This is a genomic window from Streptomyces sp. NPDC079141 (genome assembly GCF_040686775.1).
Classification (GTDB): Bacteria; Actinomycetota; Actinomycetes; order Streptomycetales; family Streptomycetaceae; genus Streptomyces.
This window is the reverse complement of record NZ_JBFBLP010000018.1, coordinates 40,206-63,917: the sequence shown is the minus strand read 5'-3', so window position 1 is coordinate 63,917 and position 23,712 is coordinate 40,206. Positions and strand designations below refer to the sequence as shown.

Here is a 23,712-nt window from a genome sequence, read left to right as displayed (position 1 = left end):
CGGGGCCCCGCTGACCTGCACCTTCAAAGACCGATCCAACTCGGCGTTGCATATTCATGCGATTCCATGCATACTTGTGTGCATGTCCAAAGTGCTCACCTCCCTGCCCGTCGGCTCACGCGTCGGGATCGCCTTCTCCGGCGGCCTCGACACCTCCGTAGCGGTCGCGTGGATGCGCGACAAGGGCGCCATCCCGTGCACCTACACGGCCGACATCGGGCAGTACGACGAGCCCGACATCGCCTCGGTGCCCGGCCGCGCGAAGACCTACGGCGCCGAGATCGCCCGCCTGGTTGACTGCCGCGCGGCGCTGGTCGAGGAGGGCCTGGCCGCGCTCACCTGCGGCGCGTTCCACATCCGCTCGGGCGGGCGTGCCTACTTCAACACCACGCCGCTCGGCCGTGCCGTCACCGGCACCATGCTGGTGCGGGCGATGCTTGAGGACGACGTCCAGATCTGGGGCGACGGCTCGACCTTCAAGGGCAACGACATCGAGCGGTTCTACCGCTACGGCCTGCTCGCCAACCCGCACCTGCGGATCTACAAGCCCTGGCTGGACGCGGACTTCGTGACCGAGCTCGGCGGCCGCAAGGAGATGTCGGAGTGGCTGGTCGCCCACGACCTGCCCTACCGGGACTCGACGGAGAAGGCGTACTCCACCGACGCCAACATCTGGGGCGCCACCCACGAGGCCAAGACCCTGGAGCACCTGGACGTCTCGCTGGAGACCGTCGAGCCGATCATGGGCGTCAAGTTCTGGGACCCGTCGATCGAGATCGCCGCCGAGGACGTGACGATCGGCTTCGAGCAGGGCCGCCCGGTCACCATCAACGGCAAGGAGTTCGCCTCCGCCGTCGACCTGGTGATGGAGGCCAACGCCATCGGCGGTCGGCACGGTCTCGGCATGTCGGACCAGATCGAGAACCGGATCATCGAGGCCAAGAGCCGCGGCATCTACGAGGCGCCCGGCATGGCCCTGCTGCACGCCGCGTACGAGCGTCTCGTCAACGCCATCCACAACGAGGACACCCTCGCCCAGTACCACAACGAGGGCCGGCGTCTCGGCCGGCTGATGTACGAGGGCCGCTGGCTGGACCCGCAGGCGCTGATGATCCGTGAGTCGCTCCAGCGCTGGGTCGGCCAGGCCGTCACCGGCGAGGTGACGCTGCGGCTGCGGCGCGGCGAGGACTACTCGATCCTCGACACGACCGGCCCGGCGTTCTCGTACCACCCGGACAAGCTCTCCATGGAGCGCACCGAGGACGCGGCCTTCGGCCCGGTGGACCGGATCGGCCAGCTCACCATGCGCAACCTCGACATTGCCGACTCCCGCACCAAGCTGGAGCTGTACGCCGGTCTCGGCATGGTCGGCGGCCCGCAGGCGGCGGCGGTCGAGGCCGCGGGCGCGACCAGCCTGATCGGCGCGCTCACCGAGGGCGGGGCCGAGGCGATCGCCTCCGGCGGCAAGAGCCCCGAGGACGACGAGCTGCTCGACAACGCGGCGATGGAGTTCGGCACCGACTGACGGTTCCGCTCCCGGGAGGGCCTGTCCGGCGTACGGCGCCGGGCGGGCCCTCCTGTTTGTGCTCGTCCTATTCGTGCTCGTCCCAGAAGTCGGCCATCGCTCGGGCCGTGGGCTCCGGCCGGTCGATGTTGGGGGAGTGCTCGGCGCCCGCGACGACCGTCCGGCGCGCCTTCAGCCGTACGGCCATGTCGTCGAGGACCGGTACCGGCCAGGTGTCGTCGCGGGCGCCCGACACCACGTGGAACGACAGCGGCACGGCGGCGAGTTCGGCGACGCGGTCCGGCTCGGTGCACAACTGCTGCCCCGTCGCGCGCAGTTGGGCGGGCTTGTTGCCCATCCAGCGGCGGCGCAGCTGCTCCAGGCCGCCGAGGCCGCGGGCGGGTCCGCCGACCTCCTCGGGCGGGCCCATGGCCAGGATGGCGTCCCACGTCTCGGCCATCGTCATCACGGCCAGCGCGTCCCGCAGGAGCGTGACGCGCTGCTGCTGCGAGTCGGAGATCCGGGCCGGCCCCGACGCGATGAGCGTCAGGGACCGGAAGGGGGAGTGGTCGAGCAGTACGGCGGCCCTGGAGACCTGGCCGCCCAGAGAGTGCCCGACCAGATGGAGCGGGACACCGACGGCCTCCGCCTGCGCGAGTACGTCCCTCGCCAACTCGGCCTGCGCATAAGCGGATTCGTCTTCCGCGGGCCCGTCCGACTGGTACTGGCCCCGTCCGTCCACGGCGACCGTACGGTACCCGCGCGCCGCGAGCGGCTCGTGCAGGAGGCCGAAGTCCTCCTTGCTGCCGGTGAACCCGGGCAGCAGCAGCGCGACACCGCGCGGCTCCACACCCACGGCCACGGGACAGTCGACGACGGCGAAGTCTCCGCGGGCGGTGCGCAGAGGGTGGGCGCGGGCGCCGGGCGGCGCGGCGAGGGGGGTGTCGGGGCTGGTCACGGGGCGAGGTTAGCGGGGTTTGGTGGACGCGTTCTTCCTCGGCGGTGCGGGGGCGGGGCCGGGAAAGCGAACGGCCCGTTCCCACGCGGTGTGGGAACGGGCCGTCCGGCCGGTAGATCAGCCCTCCGCGGGCTCCGCAGCGGCCGCGGCCTTGCGGGTGCGGCGCACCGCGGGCTTGGCCTCGGCGCCCTCGACCGTGGCCGCCGCCTTGCGGGTCCGACGCGGCTTGGCCGTCGGCTCCTCGGCGGCCTGGGCCGGGATGTCGGCGGTCTCGGCGGTGGCGGCCGTCTTGCGGGTGCGCCGGGGCTTGGCCTCCGTGCCTTCGGCGGTGTCGACCGCGGCGGCCGTCTTGCGGGTCCGACGCGGCTTCGGCTCGGCCTCCACGGGCTCCGCGACGGCCGTGGCCTTACGCGTACGCCGGGGCTTGGCCTCGACGGCTTCGGCCGTGTCCACGGCGGTCTCCGCGGCCTTACGGGTACGGCGCACCGCCGGCTTGGCCTCGGTTGCCTCGGCTGTCTCCACCACGGCTTCCGCCGCCTTGCGGGTCCGACGCGGCTTGGCCGTCGGCTCCTCGGCGGCCTGGGCCGGGATGTCGGCGGTCTCGGCGGTGGCGGCCGTCTTGCGGGTGCGCCGGGGCTTGGCCTCCGTGCCTTCGGCGGTGTCGACCGCGGCCGTCGCCTTGCGCGTACGACGCGGCTTGGCCTCGACGGCTTCGGCCGTGTCCACGACGGCTTCCGCGGCCTTGCGGGTACGGCGCGTTGCGGGCTTGGCTTCGACGGTCTCCGCCGTGTCCACGACGGCCTCCGCGGCCTTGCGGGTACGGCGCGTCTTCTGCTTGGCCTCGACGGCTTCGGCCGTGTCCACGGCGGTCTCCGCGACCTTGCGGGTGCGGCGCGTTGCGGGCTTGGCTTCGACGGTCTCCGCCGTGTCCACGACGGCTTCCGCAACCTTGCGCGTCCGTCGCGGCTTGGCCTCAGTGGCCTCCGGCGCGACAGCCTCGACCGTGTCCACAACGGCCTCGGCGGCCTTGCGGGTGCGGCGACGCGGTGCGGCCTCGACGGCCTCCGGCGCGACGGCCTCGGTCGTCTCCACGACGGTCTCCGCGGCCTTGCGGGTGCGGCGGCGCGGCTTGGGCTCCGTGGCCTCCGGTGCGCTCTCCTCGGTCACCGTGGGCTCCGAGACCTGCACGGCCTGCGTCTCCGCCGACTTGCGGGTGCGGCGGCGACGCGGCTTCGCCGATGCCTCGGTCGTACCCTCCGCCGTGGTCACCGCGGCTTCCGCCGCCTCGGCCGGTGCCGACTCGACCGTCGTCGAGGCCGTGACCGGCGCCGACTCCGCCGTAGCCCCGGCGCGGGTGCGGCGACGGCGGCGCGGGGTGCGGGTGACGGTGGCATCCTCGGCGGCCGAGGGAGCCTCGGCCGCGGGCGCGGTCGCGTCCAGCGGGGTTCCGCCGCGCGTACGACGGCGGCGGCGCGGCGTACGTGCCGGACGCTCGCGCTCGGCGGGACGGGACTCCTCCCGGCCGCCACGACCACCGCGTCCGCGCGCACCGCGGCCGCCGGTCTCGCCGAGGTCCTCCAGCTCCTCCGCCTCCAGCCCGGCGCGCGTGCGCTCCGAGCGCGGCAGGACACCCTTGGTGCCCGCGGGGATGTTCTGCTCCTCGAAGAGGTGCGGGGAGGTGGAGTACGTCTCCACCGGGTCGTTGAAGTCCAGCTCCAGCGCCTTGTTGATGAGCTGCCAGCGCGGGATGTCGTCCCAGTCGACGAGCGTGATCGCCGTACCCTTCGCGCCCGCGCGGCCCGTACGGCCGATGCGGTGCAGATACGTCTTCTCTTCCTCGGGGGACTGGTAGTTGATGACGTGCGTCACGCCCTCGACGTCGATGCCGCGCGCGGCGACGTCGGTGCAGACGAGGACGTCGACCTTGCCGTTGCGGAAGGCGCGCAGCGCCTGCTCGCGGGCGCCCTGGCCGAGGTCGCCGTGGACCGCGCCGGAGGCGAAGCCGCGGCGCTGGAGCTGCTCGGCGATGTCGGCGGCGGTCCGCTTGGTGCGGCAGAAGATCATCGCCAGACCGCGGCCCTCGGACTGCAGGATGCGGGCGACCATCTCCGGCTTGTCCATGGAGTGGGCGCGGTAGACGAACTGCTTGATGTTCGCGACCGTCGCGCCCTCGTCGTCCGGCGCGGTGGCGCGGATGTGGGTGGGCTGCGACATGTAGCGGCGCGCGAGGCCGATGACCGCGCCCGGCATGGTCGCCGAGAACAGCATGGTCTGGCGGCGGGCCGGCAGCATGTTGATGATCTTCTCGACGTCGGGCAGGAAGCCCAGGTCGAGCATCTCGTCGGCCTCGTCGAGGACGAGCGCCTTGACGTGCTTGAGGTTGAGCTTCTTCTGGCCGGCGAGGTCGAGCAGTCGGCCCGGGGTGCCGACCACGACGTCGACGCCCTTCTTGAGGGCCTCGACCTGCGGCTCGTAGGCGCGGCCGCCGTAGATGGCGAGCACGCGGACGTTGCGCACCTTGCCCGCGGTCAGCAGGTCGTTGGTGACCTGGGTGCACAGTTCGCGCGTGGGGACGACGACGAGCGCCTGCGGGGCGTCGGTCAGGTCCTCGGGCGCGGCGCGGCCGGCCTCGACGTCGGCGGGAACGGTGACGCGCTCAAGGAGCGGAAGACCGAAGCCGAGCGTCTTGCCCGTGCCGGTCTTGGCCTGGCCGATGACGTCGGTGCCCGAAAGGGCAACGGGGAGCGTCATCTCCTGGATGGGGAAGGGGGTGACGATACCGACGGCCTCAAGCGCCTCGGCCGTCTCGGGGAGGATTCCGAGCTCTCGGAAAGTCGTAGTCAGGGTGCTGCCTCTTCTGTGTACGCGGTGCGAGGCGAGCGCGGGGGTCTTTGACGGACCGTGCCGGGGACGTCGGCTGCCTTACGGGCAAGCCGTAGGGCACGGGACCACTGCCGACGCTCTAGCGCTCGTACCGCTGAGGGGGTCCCCCCGGGAATCCGTACGCACAGTGCCGTACGGACGAGGGGGCTGTCGGGTCGGAGCCGATCGGGCCACCGACCGGGCATCCTCATACGTGCGGCCCGTCGAGACACCGTCGAACTGCGTCGACGTACTCAGCAGGCGCATTACCACCATACCCCGGAATCCCGCACATGCGATGGCCGATTTGGTCACGTAGTCGTCGTCACACTGATTGACCAGGGCCTTCCGCCTTGCGGCGAGCGGGCTATTGTGCGCTTCATGACCTCCTCTGACAAGCCTGAAGCTCCTGTCGAACACACCGGAGTCGCTGCCCAGGACTGGACGACGGCCTCCGCCGACCCGCAGTACCGTGCCGCGGTCGTCGACCTGCTCGGCGCGCTCGCGTACGGGGAGCTGGCGGCGTTCGAGCGGCTGGCCGAGGACGCCAAGCTGGCGCCGACGCTGGAGGACAAGGCGGAGCTGGCGAAGATGGCCTCGGCCGAGTTCCACCACTTCGAGCAGCTGCGCGACCGGCTGACCGAGATCGGCGAGGAGCCCACGGCGGCCATGGAGCCGTTCGTCGCCGCGCTGGACGGCTTCCACAAGCAGACGGCGCCCTCGGACTGGCTGGAGGGGCTCGTCAAGGCCTACGTCGGCGACTCGATCGCCAGCGACTTCTACCGGGAGGTCGCCGCCCGGCTCGACGCGGACACGCGCGAGCTGGTTCTGGCCGTGCTGGACGACACCGGGCACGCCGGGTTCGCCGTGGAGAAGGTGCGCGCCGCGATCGACGCGGACCCGCGCGTGGGCGGGCGGCTCGCGCTGTGGGCGAGGCGGCTGATGGGTGAGGCGCTGTCGCAGTCCCAGCGGGTGGTCGCCGACCGGGACGCGCTGTCGACGATGCTCGTGGGTGGGGTGGCCGACGGGTTCGACCTTGCCGAGGTCGGCAGGATGTTCTCGCGGATCACTGAGGCGCACACCAAGCGGATGGCTGCGCTGGGGTTGGCCGCGTAGCGCTGCCCCTAGGGGGCGTCCCCGTCAGGTCCTTTGGCTAAGCCGTCGCTGAGCGGCGGCCCAGTCTTCCCCGCGACGGGCGCAGCAGGAGCGACAGCGATGCCGCCGAGACCGCCGCGGCGCCTGCCAGGATCAGCAGCAGGTTGCCGAAGCCGAGGGCGGTGTGGGTGATGAAGGCGCCGAAGAGGGCGCCCGCCACGCCTGTCGACAGCACGAGGGAACGGGCGGGGAGACGGTGGGGCAGGCGGTGAGCCGCCGCCCACGCCAGGGCCAGGCCGAGGATCGCGGAACTGAGCGCTTCCAGGAGCATGGTGGGGGTCCCTCCCGCATGGCCGGCCTGCTCGAAACGGTCGTAGCCCGTCATACCCCTGACCTGCGGAATCCAATCCTCCCCTGTGTTCGAGTTGTGCTCCATCCGTGAAGGAGAGCGGGTGGAGGGGCAGTGCCGGAACGCCGGAGGGCCCGGCGGTCGTGACCGCCGGGCCCTCCGTGTGTCGTCCGCTGTCTACAGCGCGCCGAAGCCCACCTTGCGCGGGGCCGGCTCGCCGAGCTCGACGTACGCGAGACGGTCGGCCGGGACGAGGACCTTGCGGCCGTGCTCGTCCACGAGGCTCAGCAGCTGCGACTTGCCGGCCAGCGCCTCGGACACCGCCCGCTCGACCTCCTCGGCACTCTGACCGCTCTCCAGAACGATCTCGCGGGGCGCGTGCTGCACGCCGATCTTGACCTCCACGGCTATGTCCCTCCGACGGTCAGTGAAGTGCGCGACCTTCCGCGCCGTACCCAGCACACATTAGCCCGGTGAGGGGACGTACACGCTCCGCGCAAGAACGCCAGGAGCGAACAGCGGGCGGGAACAAACGGTCGGTCAGTGGTGGTCGATGCCGTGCAGCGGGAATCCGGCGATGCCCCGCCACGCCAGTGACGTCAGCAGCTGCACCGCCTGGTCGCGCGGGACGCTGCGGTCGCTGTGCAGCCAGGAGCGGGCCACGACCTGGGCGAGGCCGCCCAGACCGGACGCGAGGAGCATCGACTCCGCGCGCGAGAGGCCGGTGTCCTCGGCGATGACGTCGCAGATCGCCTCGGCGCACTCGTTCGTGACCTTGTCCACGCGCTCGCGTACCGCGGGCTCGTTGGTCAGGTCCGACTCGAAGACCAGCCGGAAGGCGCCGCCGTCGTCCTCGACGTAGGCGAAGTAGGCGTCCATGGTGGCCCGCACGCGCTGCTTGTTGTCGTTCGTCGACGCCAGAGCGTTGCGCACGGACTGGATCAGGGACTCGCAGTGCTGGTCCAGCAGGGCGAGGTACAGGTCGAGCTTGCCCGGGAAGTGCTGGTAGAGCACCGGCTTGCTGACGCCTGCCCGCTCGGCGATGTCGTCCATCGCGGCCGCGTGGTAGCCCTGCGCCACGAAAACTTCCTGGGCGGCGCCCAGCAGCTGGTTCCGACGGGCACGGCGCGGCAGGCGCGTACCTCGTGGGCGTGCCGCCTCTGTCTGCTCGATGGCTGTCACGCCGCCTCCCAAAGTCGTCCATATGCGGTGTGCGCCGCGCCGCCATCGTACTTTTCGGTAACCCTGGTGTGCGCGGTGCGAGCGCAGAATTTCACGGACCGGACGATGACGAAAGCGGTACGGAAGGTTTGAAACAGGGGCGAGGCGGGCAAAAATTTGCCTCCCTCCTGCTCAGCGCTGCCCCTCCGGCACCGTCCGTCACCGATAGTCGTCCTCGTCGAGGGACACGACCCGGGCCTGCTCCATCAGGTCCGCCTCGTTGGCGCGGTCCGGGTTCATGCCGGTCAGCGAGTCGTCGCGGTCGGATGCCACGTCGGTGTGCTGCTCGGCCGTGTCGGCCGCGGGGGCCTCGACGTCGAACTCCTCGGCTTCCTGGGTGTCGTCGTCCTCGAACGTCTCGGGGTCGGTGGGGTCAACGGCCATGGTGGGCTCCCTTCCTACGAACGTCCCTGGGGAAAGCAGGGGCCACACGCGGGTGCCCTCACTACGAGCCTAGGAGACACCCGATCGGGACGCTATGCGATCCGCGTCCGAGGGGTCACTCCCTGCGCATCAGGGGACTCTTCGACTGCTTGTGACGGCGAACACACGAACCACTGCGTGATCGTCTCGTAACATTGCCGCATGTCTTCGACCGAGCTGCCGTCCGCCTTCCCGGCGGCCAACGTACTGCCGAAGGTGGCGACCGTCCGGGTCGCGGAGGGGGAGCGGCTGCGATCGGTCGGGCTGCCGGGCATCACACTGACGGTGCGGTCGAGGCCTCCCGCGCGCGAGAGCCTGCCGCCCGCGCTCTACGTCCATGGACTCGGCGGTTCATCGCAGAACTGGTCAGCGCTGATGGAGCAGTTGGAGGGGGTCGTCGACGGTGAGGCCGTCGATCTGCCCGGCTTCGGCGACTCCCCGCCACCGGACGACGGCGACTACTCGGTCACCGCCCACGCGCGCGCGGTCATCCGTTACCTCGACGCTTCGGGGCGCGGACCCGTGCACCTCTTCGGCAACTCACTCGGCGGTGCGGTCACCACACGCGTCGCCGCGGTACGACCCGACCTGGTCCGTACGCTCAGCCTCGTGTCGCCCGCCCTGCCGGAGATCCGCGTCCAGCGCACCGCCGTTCCGACGGCGCTGCTGGCGCTGCCCGGCGTGGCCGCGCTCTTCACCCGGCTCACCAGGGAGTGGACGGCGGAACAGCGGGTCCGTGGCGTCACGGCACTCTGTTACGGCGATCCCGGACGGGTGTCCCCGGAAGGGTTCCGCGACGCCGTGGAGGAGATGGAACGGCGGCTGCAACTGCCGTACTTCTGGGACGCGATGACGCGTTCCGCGCGCGGGATCGTCAACGCGTACACCCTCGGCGGCCAGCACGCGCTGTGGCGCCAGGCCGAGCGCGTCCTCGCCCCGACGCTCCTCGTCTACGGAGGCCGGGACCAGCTCGTCGGCTACCGCATGGCCCAGCGCGCGGCCCGCGCCTTCCGCTACTCCCGACTGCTCAGCCTGCCCGACGCCGGGCATGTGGCGATGATGGAGTATCCGGACACGGTGGCCCGGGCGTTCCGTGAACTGCTTGCGGATACGGGCGAGTTGGCGGGTGGCGACGCGTCGGCGGGTGGTGAGGCTTCGGCGAGTGGCGGTGCGTCGGCCGTCGACAGTGGGGCCGTGACCGAGAACGCGGGGAGCTGAGGCGGGACGTGGGACGCCACAGCCGCCGGGGGCCGGCCCCCAAGGGCGCGACAGCGGAGACGGGCACGGGGTCCGGTTCGGGGCGCGGGCCTCGGGAGGGGCGGGCAGCGCAGGGGGTGCCCCAGGGGGCGCCGGGTTATGGGGTGCCCCGTTTCGCGGATGGGACCCCGGCTCATGGGGTTCCTCGTCTGCCGGACGGTACGCCTGCGCATGGCGTTCCCCGTTTCCCGGATGGCACGCCTGCGCATGGCGTTCCCCGCTTTCCGGACGGTACGCCTGCCCATGACGTGCCGCGGTTTGCCGACGGTACGCCTGCTCATGGGGTGCCGCGTTTTGCGGATGGGACCCCGGCTCATGGGGTTCCTCGTCTGCCGGACGGTACGCCTGCGCATGGCGTTCCCCGTTTCTCCGACGGCACGCCCGCCCACGGCACTCCTCAGGTGCGTGGTGGGCATCCCGAGCAGTGGGAAGCCGGGGGTGGCTGGGGTGAGTTGAGGGGGGCCGGTGCGCCTTCGGCGGCCGGGGCCGGAGTCGGCTTTCCGCGGCAGCGGCAGGCGCCGGGAGGCGGGCGTGGGCCGCGGCAGGACTACGTCGACGCCTTCGAGGACGTCGACGTGTTCGAGCCACGTACGGCCGCCGACCCGTACACCGCCGTCACCGACTGGTCCGCCGTCGGCGCCGGTGTCGCGAACGACGTGGACGCCGACGACGCCCCGCCGACCGGCGCACCCGCCCCCGCCAAGGGTTCCAAGGGGCGGACCTTCACCGGGATCGCGGCCGCCGCCGTCACCACCGTCCTGGCGGTCGTCGTGGCCGGGCAGGTCACGGACCGGGGCGACGACACCGACGTACAGTCGCAGTCGGCCGATGACCGGGCGCGGGACACGCGGGACTCCGCCTCGCGCAGCGACGGGCGGCCGACGCCCGCCGGGGAGCCGAGCGCGGCGGCGCCGCTGACGTACACGCAGAAGATGGACAAGAAGTACGCGCTCAGCGCCACGCTCGACGGCTCGGGGAAGTTCGACGCGATCCAGGGGATCGACAAGGCGCCCGGTACGGGGCAGAAGTTCACGTACCGCGTGGACGTGGAGCAGGGGCTCGGGCTCGACGGCGAGCTCTTCGCGCAGGCCGTGCAGAAGACGCTCAACGACGACCGGAGCTGGGCCCACAACGGCGCGCGCACCTTCGAGCGCATCCACTCCGGCACGCCCGATTTCGTGATCACCCTGGCCAGCCCCGGCACGACCGCCGACTGGTGCTCCAAGTCCGGTCTGGACACCACCGTGGACAACGTGTCCTGCGACTCGGCCGCCACCGAGCGCGTGATGATCAACGCCTATCGGTGGGCGCAGGGGTCGGAGACCTACGGCGATCAGATTCATGCCTACCGGCAGATGCTGATCAACCACGAGATCGGCCACCGGCTCGGCTACCACCACGTCACCTGCGACAAGGACGGCGACCTCGCGCCGGTCATGCAGCAGCAGACCAAGTTCCTTGAGCGCAACGGGGTCAGCTGCCGCGCCAATCCCTGGGCGTATCCCGGGGACTGACGGGCGCCGCGCGCCGGGAGTTGGCCGTGACCTAACGAAACGTAACTGCATGATCTCTTAGCGCGATCGAACGCGACCCGCGCGGGAAAGTTACGACCGTTCACCCCTTTTGGTGGCGCGATGGACAACCGTCCGTCGCGCCACCGCCTTGTCCGCATACGTTCGTCCCGCTGCGAGCCGCCGGGTCAACGGCGGCTCCCCTAACGGGAGATCGGGGGTGTACTCGTGCGCATCGGACTGCTCACGGAGGGTGGCTATCCGTATGTGAACGGTGACGCCGGACTCTGGTGCGACCGGCTCGTGCGCGGGCTCGGGCAGCACGAGTTCGACATCTACGCGCTCAGCCGCAGCGAGCGCCAGGAGGACGAGGGCTGGGTCCCGCTGCCGCCGCAGGTCAGCCGGGTTCTGACGGCTCCGCTGTGGACGGCCGGGGACGACGGGGTGGTGCACGGCCGCCGCGCGCGCCGGCGCTTCGCGGAGCACTACGGCGAACTGGCGGCCGTCGTGTGCGCCGGAGCCGCCCAGGACCACTCCGGCGCCTCCGAAGGGACGACAACCGCTGAGGCGGACCGTTTCGGCAACGCGCTGTACGGACTCGCCGAACTCGCCCGCGACGAGGGCGGCCTGGTGACGGCGCTCCGCTCCGAGACCGCCGTACGCGCCCTCGAACGCGCCTGTCGCGCGCCCGGCGCCCTGCGCGCCGCCCGCGAGGCGCGCGTCCCCGATCTGCTCGCCGTCGCCGCGCACCTGGAACGCGCCCTGCGCCCCCTCTCCCTCGACTGGTACGAGGACGACCGCCTCGGCTCGGTCGACCTGTGCCACGCCACCTCCGGTGGCCCGGCTGCCCTGCCCGGACTGCTCGCCCGCCACTTCAGCGGCGTACCCCTGCTGGTGACCGAGTACGGAGTGCGGCTGCGGACGCACTACCTGGCCGCCGGCGACTCCGCGCCCGCCGTGCGGTCCCTGCTCGCCGCCTTCCACGGCCGGCTCGCCGCCGAGATCTACCACCGGGCCGCGGTCGTCACGCCCGGCAACGCGCACGCCCGCCGCTGGCAGGAGCACTGCGGCGCCGACCGCGCCAAGCTGCACACCGTCTATCCGGGCATGGACGCCTCCCGCTTCGCGGAGGTCGGGGAGTCCCCGGAGTGTGCGGACCCGGACACCCTCGTCTGGGTCGGCCGCGTCGAACCCGCCAAGGACCTGGTGTCCCTGCTGCACTCCTTCGCCGAGATCCGCAAGGAGGAGCCCAAGACCCGCCTGCGGATCGTGGGCGCCCCGGCGGGCCCCGAGGGCACGGCCTACCTCGGTCACTGCAAGGTGCTGGCCGCGCAGCTCTTCCCCGACGAGGCCGACGGTCTGCACGCCGTCGGTGACAACCCGGTGTCCTTCGAGGAGATCGGCGGCCCCGAACTCCCCACCATCGCCGACGCGTACGCCGCGGGTGCCGTGACCGTCCTGTCCAGCGTTGTCGAGGGCTTCCCGACCGGCCTGGTCCAGGCCATGTTCTGCGGCCGCGCGACGGTGTCCACGGACGTGGGCGCGGTGGTGGAGGTCATCGGCGGCACCGGGCTCGTCGTACCCCCGCGCAATCCGCGGGCGCTCGCCGAGGCGTGCGTGGCGCTGCTGCGCGACCCGGAGCGCCGCGAGCGCCTGGGCGCCGCCGCACGCGCGCGTGCGCTCGAACTGTTCACCGTCGAGCAGAACATCACGGCATTTCACGGCATTTACCTGGAGATCATCTCGCGCTGCCCGGTCCGCCGGGTCGTCCTTGACGAGGCCGGCGAACCCCTGCCGTTCGCCGTTCCCGCCGAGGCGCACGTTCCCGGCCGCTGGACCGGTCCGATGGCGCGCGTCGTCGCCCGGGGCGGTCCGGGCTGGGCGGCAGGACCACCGGTCCGCGCCACGACCCCGGTCCCGGCCACGGAGGCAGCGCGATGAGCGGACTGGGCGAACTGGACCGCCCCGGGACCCCGACCAGCCCCGGCGCATGGGACGCGCGGTCGGAGGAGTGGCTTGTGGTGGAGGAGGGGGAGGGGGTTGCTTCTTCCGCGGGCGTGGTGGCGGGGGAGGACGAGCCCGCGGTAGCCGTGCGGCGCAAGCCGGCCGCCGGCGGCGAGCAACCCGTCGCCGCGACCGAGCGCGGCCGGACCGCCGCACGCCGCACGGCCGTGGACCCCGTGAAGGCACTGATGCACCGTCACCGGGAGCTGTGCGAACGGGCCGTGGACCCCCTGGAGATCGCGGCGGGTCTTGAGGCGCACGGCGTCACCGACCGGACCGCGGCACGCTTCCGGCACCGGGACGTCTTCTCCCTCGCGGAGGAGATGTACGCCCGTGTCTCCCGCGACGGTGACACGTCACCGCGGACCACAGCCCCTTCGACGCCGCGCGCGCGGGCCGACTGGGCCCTCCTCGCGTTGCTCCCCGGCGCGCTGTGCGCCGTGACCGTGACCGTCCTGCGCCTCGCCCACGGACAGGCCCGCCTGATCGCCGCCGCTCTGGGCACCCTCGCCGTGGCGTCGGCCCTGCGCGCGGCCCTGTCCCGCGGTCCGCTCGGCGCCACGGACCGCCCGGCGCGCCCCACAGCCGCCTGGACCTGTTGGCTGATCGCCTACGCGGCTCTGGGCGACGGACTGCTCCGAGCGGCCGTCAGCGGCGGTCCCGAGGCCCCGCCCACGGGCTCCCCGGACGGCAACTGGCCCCTGGCCGCCGCCGGCGTCCTCGCCCTCGCTCTGTCCTGTGCCCCCGCGGCATGGTGTGCCCACCTCTTCGCCGTACGCGCCCGCCGCAAACTCGCCGCCAGTCGGCACCTGGAGGAGTTCGCCGCCTCCGTACAGCCCCTGCTGCTCGGCACGTTCGCGCTGTTCCTGGTCGCGCTCACCGCTCTCCTCGCCCTGTCCGGCACCGCCCTGGACGAGCGGGCCGGCTACGCCCAGGTCCTCACCCTGGGCGCCCTGCTCCTCCTCGCCCGGCTGCTCACCGCGCACGGCTTCACGCATGCCCCGGCGGTGGTCCTCGCCACCGCCGCCACGGCCGAGGCGGCGGCCCTCGCCTCGGTCTTCGCGGCCCGCCTGCCCGGCTGCGGCTTCCTGGACGGGCCCGTGGAGGCACTGGTCACCGCATGGGGCCCGGGCGCCGTTCCGGCCCTCGTCTGCGGAGCCGGAGCACTGACCCTCCTGGTCCACTCCTCTCGCACCCTGACCCGCGCCTCGGCGCACGCCACGCCGGACCGGCCGTGCTGACGCGCCGGGCACCCCGTCCCCACCCCGGGCCCAGGCCGCCGCAGGCACCCGGCGGGACCGCCGGAGGTACGCGCACTCGCATCACCCCCCTCTGTAAGGAGAACCTCACATGATCACCTCCCGACCCGAGCTCTCGGCCCCGGGAGCCGCGCGATGAGAGTCCTGCTGATCGGAGCCAACGGCTACCTCGGCCGGTTCGTCGCCGACCGCCTGCTCGCCGACCCCGCCGTCCAGCTCACCGCGCTCGGCCGGGGCGACGACGCCGACGTCCGCTTCGACCTCGCGTCCGGCAGCCCCGGCGCCCTGACCCGTTTCCTCGACGCGGTCCACCCCGGCGTCGTCATCAACTGCGCCGGTGCCACCCGCGGCGGCGCCCGCGAACTCACCCGCCACAACACGGTCGCCGTCGCCACCGTCTGCGAGGCCCTGCGCCGCAGCGGCTGCGGCGCCCGCCTGGTGCAGATCGGCTGCGGAGCCGAGTACGGTCCGAGCCAGCCCGGCTCCTCCACCGCGGAGGACGCCGTCCCGCGCCCCGGCGGCCCGTACGGCGTCAGCAAGCTGGCCGCCACCGAACTCGTCCTGGGCTCCGGCCTCGACGCCGTGGTCCTGCGTGTGTTCTCGCCCGCGGGTCCCGGTACCCCCGCCGGCTCCCCCCTCGGCCGCCTCGCCGAGGCCATGCGCCGCGCCATGCAGTCCGGCGACGGCGAACTCAAACTCGGCGGCCTCGGCGCGCAGCGCGACTTCATCGACGTCCGCGACGTGGCCCGTGCCGTGCACGCCGCCTCGCTCTCCGCCGCCCAGGGCGTCATCAACATCGGCTCGGGCCGCGCCGTGCGCCTGCGCGACGCCGCCGCGGTCCTTGCCCGCGTGGCCGGATACGGCGGCGCCCTCCACGAACTCGACGGACCGCCCGGCCCGCTGAGGGCATCCATCGGGCACCCCCGTTCCGAATCAGACCACGCGGCCCCGGTCGCGTACCCGTATCCGGACGGCTGCGGCAGCTGGCAGCAGGCCGATGTGCGCACCGCACGCGACCGGCTCGGCTGGCGGCCCCGGATCAACCTTGAGGAGTCCCTCGCCGACATCTGGATGGAGGCGGCATGCCGCATCTGACCAGCACCAAACCAGGAACCGCCAGTACCGACCTGCGCGCCGGGATCGGCGTCCCCGGGTTCGCCCACCCCCTCGTCGCCCCGGCCGAGTGGGCCGAACTCACCCGCCCCGGAACACCCGTGCACTGGGCCGTACTCGACGTCGCCGACGGCCCCGGCTCCCGCCCGGACCCGCACTGCCTGCAGACGGCCGCGCGCCTGCGCAACGCCGGCGTCCGCATGCTCGGCCACCTCGACACCACCTACGGAGCGCGCCCCTTCGGCGAGATCATCTCCGAGGCGCACCGGTACCTCGACTGGTACCAGGTCGACGGCTTCCTCCTGGACCGCAGCCCCACCGAACGTGCCGCGCTCCCGGAGATCCGCCGCACAGTCGCCACGCTGCGCGCACTGTGTGACGACGCCCATGTCGTCCTCGGCCACGGCACCCACCCGTACCCGGGATACGTCGAGAGCGCGGACCAGCTCGTCACCTTCTCCGGCCCCTGGAGCGACTACCGCTGGTCGCAGGTGGCGGAGTGGACGGCCGACTATCCGCCCGAGCGCTTCTGCCACTTCGTCCACGGGTTGCCCCGCGGCCACCTGGACGAGGCGCTGCGCATCGCCCGCTGGCAGGGCGCCTCCACGATCTGGTTCACCGACCGCACGGACGGCGCCGGCCGCACCGATCCGTGGGAGACCATGCCCGGCTACTGGGACGAATTTGTCTCGCGGATCGGAACAGGTGTCTCGGAATGAAAAAGGCCATGGCACTGTTACGGGAAGAACAACCGTAATGATTGACCGACCAACGGAGTCCCCGTGTCGCTGCCACCCCTGGTCGAGCCGGCCCCCGAGCTCACCGTAGACGAGGTCCGCAGGTACTCCCGCCACCTGATCATCCCCGACGTCGGGATGGACGGGCAGAAGCGGCTGAAGAACGCCAAGGTGCTCTGTGTGGGCGCCGGCGGCCTGGGCTCGCCGGCACTGATGTACCTGGCCGCCGCGGGCGTGGGCACGCTCGGCATCGTGGAGTTCGACGAGGTCGACGAGTCGAACCTGCAGCGCCAGATCATCCACAGCCAGGCCGACATCGGCCGCTCCAAGGCCGAGTCCGCCCGTGACTCCGTCCTCGGTATCAACCCGTACGTGAACGTGATCCTTCACGAGGAGCGGCTTGAGGCCGACAACGTGATGGACATCTTCAGCCAGTACGACCTGATCGTCGACGGCACGGACAACTTCGCCACGCGCTACCTGGTCAACGACGCCTGCGTGCTGCTGAACAAGCCGTACGTGTGGGGCTCGATCTACCGGTTCGACGGCCAGGCCTCGGTCTTCTGGTCCGAGCACGGCCCCTGCTACCGCTGCCTCTACCCGGAGCCCCCGCCCCCCGGCATGGTCCCCTCCTGCGCCGAGGGCGGCGTCCTGGGCGTGCTGTGCGCGTCCATCGGCTCCATCCAGGTCACCGAGGCCATCAAGGTCCTCACCGGCACGGGCGAGCCGCTGGTCGGCCGCCTGATGATCTACGACGCCCTGGAGATGCAGTACCGCCAGGTCAAGGTCCGCAAGGACCCGGGCTGCGCGGTCTGCGGCGAGAACCCCACCGTCACCGAACTCATCGACTACGAGGCCTTCTGCGGCGTCGTGTCCGAGGAGGCCCAGGAGGCGGCCGCCGGCTCCACGATCACTCCCAAGCAGCTCAAGGAGTGGATCGACGACGACGAGAACATCGAGATCATCGACGTCCGCGAGATCAACGAGTACGAGATCGTCTCGATCCCCGGCGCCAAGCTGATCCCGAAGAACGAGTTCCTCATGGGCGCCGCCCTTGAGGGCCTCCCGCAGGACAAGAAGATCGTCCTGCATTGCAAGACGGGTGTCCGCAGTGCGGAAGTCCTCGCGGTCCTGAAGTCCGCGGGCTTCGCCGACGCCGTGCACGTCGGCGGCGGCGTGATCGGCTGGGTCAACCAGATCGAGCCGCACAAGCCGGTCTACTAAACGCGCGTTCCGCTGATCAGCGGGACTGACGAAGCCCACGGCTCCGACTTGGTCGGATGCCGTGGGCTTCTGTCGTTGGTGGGTGCCGATCACGCCGGAGCGGACGGGCCCGGGAGCGTTGCGAGGTCGGCCAGCATGCAGGCCGCCGGCGCCGGGTCGACCAGCCACTTCAGGTGGCTTCCCGGCAGTGTGCGGACGTCGTACGGGTTGTCCGGCGTCAGCTCGTTGCCCTCGCGGATCAGCCGGTCCTGCAGGGCGAGAGGCAGGCTCGTGTCGTCGGCCAGGCGGATGTAGGTCTTGGGGACGCGGCCCCAGGTCGCGGCCTGCGCCCGGTCGGCGGAGCCACCGGCGTCCAGGTTCTCGTCGGGCTGGAAGGTGTTCAGGAAGGTGAGGAACTGCTCGTCGGTGCCGTCGGCGAAGAAGGCCCCCTTGAGCGCCGCGAGCGCGTCCGGGTTCGCCGTGCGGAAGTTGACGCGGAGCAGGCCGAGCTCGGCAGGGTTTCCGGCCAGTGCCGAAGCGAAGGCGGCGGGGTCGACCGTGGCCATCTCCGGCTCGGCGTAGTAGTCGTTGACGTCGAGGTCGACCGGGCACCAGGCCGAGACGTAGACGACGCGGTCGATCAGATCCGGGCGGGCGTTGGCCGCGGCCGTGGCCGTGACACCGCCGCGGCTGTGGGCGACGAGGATCACGGGGCCGTTCCGCTTGGCCCGTTCGAGGATCCCGATCAGGTGCGCGGCGTTGTCGGCGAGCGTCACGCCCTTGATCGAGCCGGGCGTGGTGGCGAGCCCCTCGGGGTCCTGAGGCGACTGGTAGGCGCGGGTGAAGGTCGCCTGGAAGCCGTGGCCGGGCAGGTCGACGGCGACCGAGCGGTGCCCGAGGAGACCGAGCTCCGCCTGGAGGGGCGCGAAGGAGAAGGAGTTCGCGAAGGCTCCGTGGACCAGTACGAACGTCGGTTGCATCTGTGTACTCACTTCCGGGTGCTCACTTTCCGGTCGTCATGACGGGTGTCTCGCGCAGGACCAGGCAGAGGAAGCCGAAGCTGTCCCGGTAGCCGTGGAGCCACTGCGAACGCCGAGCGTTGGCCGTCTCCAGCACCTGAGCGCCGGCCGGATCGGCAGCACGGTCCAGAGCCCAGTCGGCCAGCGAACCCCAGCAGGCCCACTCGTAGGCGTCCAGCTCGCTGCGGGTGCTGACATGGCCGTGGACAGGGGTCCAGCCGTCGGCGACGACGCGGTCCACCGTGGTCGCCAGGTTGTGGAGGTCGCCGAACGCCTCGATCGCCGCCGGCGAAGGGGCGCGGTCCCAGAACGACTCGCCGATCAGTACGCGGCCGCCGGGGGCCAGGTGCTTGCGGGCCGCCGCGAGGGTGGGGAGGAGACCGCCGAAGGCGTGGGTGGCGCCGACGCTGATCACCAGGTCGAACGGCTGCTCGGAGACGAAGTCCGCGGCTTCCTGGTGGTGGAGGACCAGGCGCTCCTCGACCCCGAGTTCGCTCGCTGCCCGACGGGCCCGGGTCAGCGCGACCTCGGAGACGTCGACGCCCTCGGCGTGCAGGCGCGGGCGGGTCTCCAGGGCGCGCAGAAGCCACTCCGCGGTGCCGCATCCGAGGTCGAGCACACGCTCGTCGCCACGCGGGAGGGCGCGTTCGAGCAGGGCGCCTACCGATGCGTCGTCGAGCGGGGACTTGATCGGGTGGTCGGCGTGCGCGATGTCGGAGATCTGTTCGCGGCTCACCGGCGCAGCGGGCGCCGCGTCGAGAAGCAGCTGCGCTGCCACCGCCGTTCCGTCGCCCCGGACCGTGCCCGCGACGGCCTTCGCCCGGGCCGCGGTCTCGGGAGCCAGCGCCGTGCTGAGCGCGGCCGACAGGGACTCGAAGGTCGGGACCGGGCCGTCGTGGGCCGCGCCGATGCCCAGTTCGGCGATCTGGGCCGCCCAGTACGGCTGGTCCACGAACTGCGGCACCACGACCTGCGGTGCACCGGCCCGGGCGGCCGTCGTCGTCGTGCCCGCGCCGCCGTGGTGGATGACGGCGGCCACTCGGGGGAACAGCGCCTGGTGGTTGACGTCGCCGACGGCGAAGCAGTCGTCCGCGTCGTCGACCAGACCCAGGTCGGCCCAGCCGCGCGAGACGAGTACGCGTCGGCCCTGCGCGCGGACCGCCTCGACGGTCACCCGGGCGACGTCCGTCGCGGCGCGCATCGGCATGCTGCCGAAGCCGACGAACACCGGCGGTGTGCCGGCGTCCAGGAACTCCTCCAGGTCGGCCGGCAGCGGGCGCTCGTCCGGCAGGATCCACGCGCCGGTCTGCACGAGTTCGAGGTCCGTCAGCTCCTTCCACGGCGCCAGGACCGGGTCAGCCGCCAGCCACGGCCGGTCGCCGAAGACGTGGTCGCGGACGTTGTCGACCGGCGGCAGCCCGATCTCCGCCCGGTGGGCGTTGAGCGGGGCCTGGTACAGCGCGTTCACCTTCCGGACGTCCAGGTCCCACAGGGCCCGGTTGTCGGTCATGTCGATCCCGTCGGTGGCGATCTCCGGGCCCGGCCGTGACCCCGGCAGGTAGTGCGTCGACGGCATCTCGAACGGGTGGAAGCAGGCGTACACGTAGCGGATGCCCAGCTTCTCCGCCACCGACCGGGCGCCGGCCGGCATCAGGCCGCTCGCCACCAGCACGTCGCATCCCTCGGCCGCCGCGGCGATCGTGCCGAAGTGTTCTGCGACCAGCTCGGCCGTGAACTCGGTGGCGAAGTCGGGGGACGGCGGCGCGCCAGTCACCAGCGCACGCACCGGCCGGCCGAACGGCACGTGTTCCACGCCGACACCGGCCAGCAGCCGGGCGAACTCCTCGTCCGGCGGCGCGCACACCCGTACCTCCGCGCCGAGTTTCCGCAGCTGTGCCGCGAGGGCGGCCGGCGGCATGATGTCGCCGCGTGACCCGTAGGCCATGATCAGCACACGCATGTCGTCATTCTCGTTTCTGTGTATCCCGGCCTCGGCCGGTGATGGTGCGGGACGGTTCCGGATCGCTCCTGAAGCCGCCGGGAGACGGGCTGGTGTGCGGTGGTCGCGGTCACTGGGCCCAGGGAAGCTCGCGGGTGCCCTCCGTGCCGGGAACCGAGGCGACTCCGTCGGAGCGCATGGAGACGTGGGCCTCGGCCCGCTCCGGAGCGTGGATCCGGCGGACGAGGGCCGGCGGCAGGACCAGGCTCTGGCCGGCCTGAACCTTCTCGGTACGGCCGTCGCAGGTTACTTCCAGGGCGCCCGCCGTGACCGTCCAGACCTGCTCACGGCTGATGGCATGCTCAGGTCCGGTCGCGCCGGCTTCCATCAGGACCGTCCAGGTGCTGAGTTCGGCGCTACCGCGGCTGGGGGCGGCGAGGCCGGTCATGGTGGCGTTCGGGGAGACGGTGACGTCGTCGGCCGACGGAGTGATCACCTGGACGGCGGTGCCTTCGCTCCCGTCCGTGCCGGGGTCGGGGACGGCCCATTCGACGAGCTGGACGACGACCCCGTTGGGGTCGGTCATCTGGAACAGCCGCTCACCCCAGGGCTCCTCCCGCAGGGGCATGGTGATGGGGGCGCCCGCCGCGCGCAGCCGGGCTTCCTCCGCGGCGAGGCCGGTGACCGTGAGCGCGACGATCAGCCCGCCTGCTTCCCGGTCCCGCTGCTCGGCGGGCAGCACCTCGGTGCCCTTGCGGAGCAGGACGATGTCGACCGCGGCGTCCCCGCGGGTCAGCGAGCAGAAGCCGTCGTCGGCCATGGCCACCTCGTAGCCGAGGTGGGTGCGGAAGAAGTCTCGGGAGGCGTCGACGTCGGCGACGGTCAGGGAAAGGGTGGATGCGGACACGTGCATGACAGCTCCTGGAAGTGTGTGCGCTGTGGTGAGTGAGGAGTGGGGGTGAGTACGGGGATCAGGCCGCGGGCACGTCCAGCTGGAACTCGCGGGTGCGCCGGTACGAGCGGAAGCCCAGCTCCCGGTTGACCGCGAGCATGTGGACGTTGTCCTCGGCGTTGTCGGTCTCGATCTCGACGACACCAGGGTGCTCGGCGCGCAGCCGGCGCACCATGGCGGTCTTGAGCCACAGCCCGAGGCCGTGGCCGCGGTGCGCGGGCACGACAGCGGTGTCGTACTGCTGCGCCCGGGGCGCCGCGCCCCGCGGGAGCAGGATCTCGGTGTATCCGGCCATGGCGCCGTCGTCGTGGACGGCGGCGAGGGTCAGCAGGGTGTCGCCGCGGTCGGCGATCACCTGGGCCATGGCCCGTACGCGGTCGGCGTCCCAGTCCTCGGTGCCGTAGTCCAGGTCTCCGACAGGCATGTCGTTCATCGCGTTCTTGGCGGTGGCGAAGGCGGCGGCGAGGGCGTCGGGCACCGTGCCGGTCCAGCCCGTCAGCCGGTAGCCGGGGTGCTCGGCCTCGGCGGCCTGGAGGATGGCAGCCCCGTCCAACTGGTCCAGGTGCAGGATCAGATGGTCAAGGGCCAGTGCCTGGCGGAAGTTCCGCTTTTCGCAGAAGGCTTCGCCCGGGCTGTCGGCCGCCGCTTCGACGATCAGGCTGCGCCGCTCCTCGGCGCGACAGACCGCCACGACCGCCGACAGCAGGAGGGAGCCGGTGCCCAGGCGTCGGTACGCGGGGTCGACGTGGAGTTCCAGTTCGGCCAGATGATCCCGCCCCGGGGAGGTGAACAGCCGCAGGCCCGCGACTCCGACCGGGCTGCCCTCCGACCCGGTGGCCAGCCAGGTCAGCCGGTGGCTGTTCAACGTGGGCTTGGTGAGCTGGGCGTGGATCTGCTCGGGGCCGGGAGGCGGTACGTCCGGCAGGTCATGGGCCATCGAGGCGGCGACGACCTGGTGCCAGGCGGCTGCGTCGGTGGCCGAGATGTCGTGGAGCGGGGTGAGGCGGATGCGCTCGGGCAAGGCGATGACTCCAGGGATCTTCTGAGGGGAACGTAAGTCCGGGTTCCGGACGTTGCGCACGCATGCCGTGTGCACGGCTGCGGGGCCCGGCTTTTGGTTTCAGTGCCTCGGGGCGCTGCCAGGGCTCCAGCGGTCCATGGCGGTGTAAGCCGGGGCCCACTCGGTCGCGTAGGCGGCGCGAACGGATGCGGGCAGGGCAGCGAGCAGCTTCGCCGCCGTCCGCTCGTCGGCGCCGTCCAGCAGCCACGGCAGCATCAGCGGTGCGTCCGGGCAGATCAGCTGCGCTTGGGCCTGACGGAAGCGGTCCCACTGCTCGGCCGTCAACGCCCGCCGGACCAGCGGCAGGGCCGTGTCCTCCTCGTGCTTGAGGTGCCCTGCCAGGCCGGTGGCCAGTGCGTCGATCAGGATGCCCAACCCCAGCTGGTCGACTTCGGGAGCGGCGAGAGCCGCGTCGATGGCCTTGATCAGCGGGACGATGGCGGCGTGTTCGGCCTCCAACGCCTCCAGAAGAGCCAGATCCTTCGGGCGGCCGGCCAGACGTTCGCGCAGTACCGGCCACAGGGCCTCGTCCTCGGCCGTGTCGTGGGCGTGGAGAGCCTTCTTGAACAGCGCCCATCCGGCGGTGGCCGGTAACTGCCCGGGGTCACGGTCCGCGCTGGTGGTCATCCGGTCCAAGTGGGCCAGCTCCCGGCGCAGGGCATCGTGCATCGCGTACATCACGGTCAGGTCGACGGCATCGCTCATGGCCGGCGTCGGCTCCAGGACGTGCCGGCCGGTTCACGGACCTCAGTGGTGCGGCAGTCGAACATGTTGGTCACGCCGATCGACAGGATCAGAGCGGACAGCTGCTGCTCGTCGAAGTGCGCGGACAGCTGCTCCCACAGCTCGTCCGGCACCGCGTCCGGCACCGCGTCCGGCATGGCGTCAGGCAGCGCGTCCGGGGAGCGGTCGGCCAGGCGCGTGAACTCCTCGGCCAGCTCCAGCGCGGCGCGCTCGGCATCGGTGAAGAACGGTGCCTCCCGCCAGGCGGCCACCGCCGTCACCCGCTCATCGCTCTCGCCCGCCTCGCGCAGGCTCTGCACGTGAGCGTCCACGCAGTCACCGCAGCCGTTGACCTGGCTGGCGCGCAGAGCCACGATCTCGGGCAGCTGGTCGGAGAGGGCGCCTTGGTTGACCGACTTGAAGAAGCTGCCGATGCTCGTGAGCGCGTCCGCCAGGACGAGCACCGGGTCCTTCAGGCGTGATTGCATGCCCTCAACCTTCCTGCGGGTCGCAATCATGATCA

The 23,712-nt window shown here is 71.9% G+C and carries 21 protein-coding genes and 1 pseudogene; 9 read left to right on the top strand and 13 right to left on the bottom strand.

Annotated elements, in window-relative coordinates:
- The first annotated feature begins 82 nt into the window (after positions 1-82).
- Positions 83-1,525, top strand: a complete 1,443-nt coding sequence (gene argG, locus AB0Q90_RS34835; RefSeq protein WP_363161801.1) for an argininosuccinate synthase — start codon at positions 83-85, stop codon at positions 1,523-1,525.
- A gap of 67 nt (positions 1,526-1,592) precedes the next feature.
- Here the strand turns inward: argG and AB0Q90_RS34830 are convergent, their stop codons facing one another.
- Both AB0Q90_RS34830 and AB0Q90_RS34825 read right to left on the bottom strand, forming a co-directional pair.
- Positions 1,593-2,462 carry an alpha/beta hydrolase gene (locus tag AB0Q90_RS34830; RefSeq protein WP_363161800.1) on the bottom strand — a complete coding sequence of 290 codons (870 nt, stop codon included), beginning with the start codon at positions 2,460-2,462 and terminating at the stop codon, positions 1,593-1,595.
- Between the two features lie 117 nt (positions 2,463-2,579).
- Entirely contained in the window at positions 2,580-5,213 is a 2,634-nt protein-coding gene (locus AB0Q90_RS34825; RefSeq protein ID WP_363161799.1) for a DEAD/DEAH box helicase, read from the bottom strand.
- Between the two features lie 483 nt (positions 5,214-5,696).
- Here AB0Q90_RS34825 and AB0Q90_RS34820 point away from each other — a divergent pair, with 483 nt between their 5' ends.
- Positions 5,697-6,440: a ferritin-like fold-containing protein gene (locus tag AB0Q90_RS34820; RefSeq protein WP_363161798.1), complete on the top strand. Its 744-nt coding sequence runs from the start codon at positions 5,697-5,699 to the stop codon at positions 6,438-6,440.
- Positions 6,441-6,477: 37 nt separating this feature from the next.
- Here the strand turns inward: AB0Q90_RS34820 and AB0Q90_RS34815 are convergent, their stop codons facing one another.
- The 4 genes from AB0Q90_RS34815 to AB0Q90_RS34800 form a co-directional block, all read right to left on the bottom strand.
- The gene (locus AB0Q90_RS34815) at positions 6,478-6,750 is read right to left on the bottom strand and encodes a hypothetical protein (protein ID WP_363161888.1); all 273 of its coding nucleotides are present in this window, start codon (positions 6,748-6,750) and stop codon (positions 6,478-6,480) included.
- A 195-nt stretch (positions 6,751-6,945) separates the two neighbouring features.
- Positions 6,946-7,173: a DUF3107 domain-containing protein gene (locus AB0Q90_RS34810; protein WP_019754243.1), complete on the bottom strand. Its 228-nt coding sequence runs from the start codon at positions 7,171-7,173 to the stop codon at positions 6,946-6,948.
- A 135-nt stretch (positions 7,174-7,308) separates the two neighbouring features.
- A complete protein-coding gene (locus AB0Q90_RS34805; protein ID WP_363161797.1) occupies positions 7,309-7,950 on the bottom strand; it encodes a TetR/AcrR family transcriptional regulator in 642 nt (213 codons plus the stop codon).
- 198 nt (positions 7,951-8,148) lie between these two features.
- A complete protein-coding gene (locus tag AB0Q90_RS34800; RefSeq protein ID WP_363161796.1) occupies positions 8,149-8,373 on the bottom strand; it encodes a hypothetical protein in 225 nt (74 codons plus the stop codon).
- A gap of 201 nt (positions 8,374-8,574) precedes the next feature.
- Between AB0Q90_RS34800 and AB0Q90_RS34795 the strand changes: the two genes are divergently transcribed.
- The 7 genes from AB0Q90_RS34795 (at position 8,575) to moeZ (ending at position 17,517) form a co-directional block, all read left to right on the top strand.
- Positions 8,575-9,630 (top strand): alpha/beta hydrolase, encoded by a 1,056-nt coding sequence (locus AB0Q90_RS34795; protein WP_363161795.1) that lies wholly within the window; start codon positions 8,575-8,577, stop codon positions 9,628-9,630.
- 8 nt (positions 9,631-9,638) lie between these two features.
- Entirely contained in the window at positions 9,639-11,183 is a 1,545-nt protein-coding gene (locus tag AB0Q90_RS34790) for a DUF3152 domain-containing protein (RefSeq protein WP_363161794.1), read from the top strand.
- Between the two features lie 225 nt (positions 11,184-11,408).
- Positions 11,409-13,121 carry a DUF3492 domain-containing protein gene (locus AB0Q90_RS34785; protein ID WP_363161793.1) on the top strand — a complete coding sequence of 571 codons (1,713 nt, stop codon included), beginning with the start codon at positions 11,409-11,411 and terminating at the stop codon, positions 13,119-13,121.
- On the top strand, positions 13,118-14,425 hold the full coding sequence (locus tag AB0Q90_RS34780; protein ID WP_363161792.1) for a hypothetical protein: 1,308 nt from the start codon (positions 13,118-13,120) through the stop codon (positions 14,423-14,425). The genes AB0Q90_RS34785 and AB0Q90_RS34780 overlap by 4 nt, the downstream gene beginning before the upstream one ends.
- Before the next feature lie 153 nt (positions 14,426-14,578).
- Positions 14,579-15,538 carry an NAD-dependent epimerase/dehydratase family protein gene (locus AB0Q90_RS34775; RefSeq protein ID WP_363161791.1) on the top strand — a complete coding sequence of 320 codons (960 nt, stop codon included), beginning with the start codon at positions 14,579-14,581 and terminating at the stop codon, positions 15,536-15,538.
- Entirely contained in the window at positions 15,526-16,275 is a 750-nt protein-coding gene (locus AB0Q90_RS34770; RefSeq protein WP_363161790.1) for a spherulation-specific family 4 protein, read from the top strand. Before AB0Q90_RS34775 ends, AB0Q90_RS34770 begins: the two co-directional genes overlap by 13 nt.
- Positions 16,276-16,338: 63 nt before the next feature.
- A complete protein-coding gene (gene moeZ, locus AB0Q90_RS34765) occupies positions 16,339-17,517 on the top strand; it encodes an adenylyltransferase/sulfurtransferase MoeZ (RefSeq protein WP_363161789.1) in 1,179 nt (392 codons plus the stop codon).
- 89 nt (positions 17,518-17,606) lie between these two features.
- Here the strand turns inward: moeZ and AB0Q90_RS34760 are convergent, their stop codons facing one another.
- From AB0Q90_RS34760 to AB0Q90_RS34730, 7 genes and pseudogenes are all read right to left on the bottom strand, one after another.
- On the bottom strand, positions 17,607-18,476 hold the full coding sequence (locus AB0Q90_RS34760; protein ID WP_363161788.1) for an alpha/beta fold hydrolase: 870 nt from the start codon (positions 18,474-18,476) through the stop codon (positions 17,607-17,609).
- 22 nt (positions 18,477-18,498) lie between these two features.
- The gene (locus AB0Q90_RS34755) at positions 18,499-19,251 is read right to left on the bottom strand and encodes a class I SAM-dependent methyltransferase (protein WP_363161887.1); all 753 of its coding nucleotides are present in this window, start codon (positions 19,249-19,251) and stop codon (positions 18,499-18,501) included.
- Positions 19,252-19,269: 18 nt separating this feature from the next.
- A pseudogene (locus AB0Q90_RS34750) lies at positions 19,270-20,475 on the bottom strand (glycosyltransferase); the annotation flags it as partial.
- Positions 20,476-20,584: 109 nt separating this feature from the next.
- A complete protein-coding gene (locus tag AB0Q90_RS34745; RefSeq protein ID WP_363161787.1) occupies positions 20,585-21,367 on the bottom strand; it encodes a VOC family protein in 783 nt (260 codons plus the stop codon).
- Positions 21,368-21,425: 58 nt separating this feature from the next.
- Positions 21,426-22,427 (bottom strand): GNAT family N-acetyltransferase, encoded by a 1,002-nt coding sequence (locus AB0Q90_RS34740; RefSeq protein WP_363161786.1) that lies wholly within the window; start codon positions 22,425-22,427, stop codon positions 21,426-21,428.
- A 99-nt stretch (positions 22,428-22,526) separates the two neighbouring features.
- On the bottom strand, positions 22,527-23,171 hold the full coding sequence (locus AB0Q90_RS34735; protein WP_363161785.1) for a hemerythrin domain-containing protein: 645 nt from the start codon (positions 23,169-23,171) through the stop codon (positions 22,527-22,529).
- A complete protein-coding gene (locus AB0Q90_RS34730; protein ID WP_363161784.1) occupies positions 23,168-23,677 on the bottom strand; it encodes a carboxymuconolactone decarboxylase family protein in 510 nt (169 codons plus the stop codon). The genes AB0Q90_RS34735 and AB0Q90_RS34730 overlap by 4 nt, the downstream gene beginning before the upstream one ends.
- Between the last annotated feature and the right edge of the window lie 35 nt (positions 23,678-23,712).

Coding starts and splice junctions, on each gene's coding strand:
- AB0Q90_RS34780 (WP_363161792.1), top strand. CDS start 13,118: ATGAGCGGACTGGGCGAACTGGACCGCCCCGGGACCCCGACCAGCCCC.
- AB0Q90_RS34800 (WP_363161796.1), bottom strand. CDS start 8,373: ATGGCCGTTGACCCCACCGACCCCGAGACGTTCGAGGACGACGACACC.
- AB0Q90_RS34745 (WP_363161787.1), bottom strand. CDS start 21,367: ATGCACGTGTCCGCATCCACCCTTTCCCTGACCGTCGCCGACGTCGAC.
- AB0Q90_RS34770 (WP_363161790.1), top strand. CDS start 15,526: ATGCCGCATCTGACCAGCACCAAACCAGGAACCGCCAGTACCGACCTG.
- AB0Q90_RS34775 (WP_363161791.1), top strand. CDS start 14,579: ATGAGAGTCCTGCTGATCGGAGCCAACGGCTACCTCGGCCGGTTCGTC.
- AB0Q90_RS34735 (WP_363161785.1), bottom strand. CDS start 23,171: ATGAGCGATGCCGTCGACCTGACCGTGATGTACGCGATGCACGATGCC.
- AB0Q90_RS34815 (WP_363161888.1), bottom strand. CDS start 6,750: ATGCTCCTGGAAGCGCTCAGTTCCGCGATCCTCGGCCTGGCCCTGGCG.
- AB0Q90_RS34825 (WP_363161799.1), bottom strand. CDS start 5,213: ATGACGCTCCCCGTTGCCCTTTCGGGCACCGACGTCATCGGCCAGGCC.
- AB0Q90_RS34730 (WP_363161784.1), bottom strand. CDS start 23,677: ATGCAATCACGCCTGAAGGACCCGGTGCTCGTCCTGGCGGACGCGCTC.
- AB0Q90_RS34795 (WP_363161795.1), top strand. CDS start 8,575: ATGTCTTCGACCGAGCTGCCGTCCGCCTTCCCGGCGGCCAACGTACTG.
- argG (WP_363161801.1), top strand. CDS start 83: ATGTCCAAAGTGCTCACCTCCCTGCCCGTCGGCTCACGCGTCGGGATC.
- AB0Q90_RS34760 (WP_363161788.1), bottom strand. CDS start 18,476: ATGCAACCGACGTTCGTACTGGTCCACGGAGCCTTCGCGAACTCCTTC.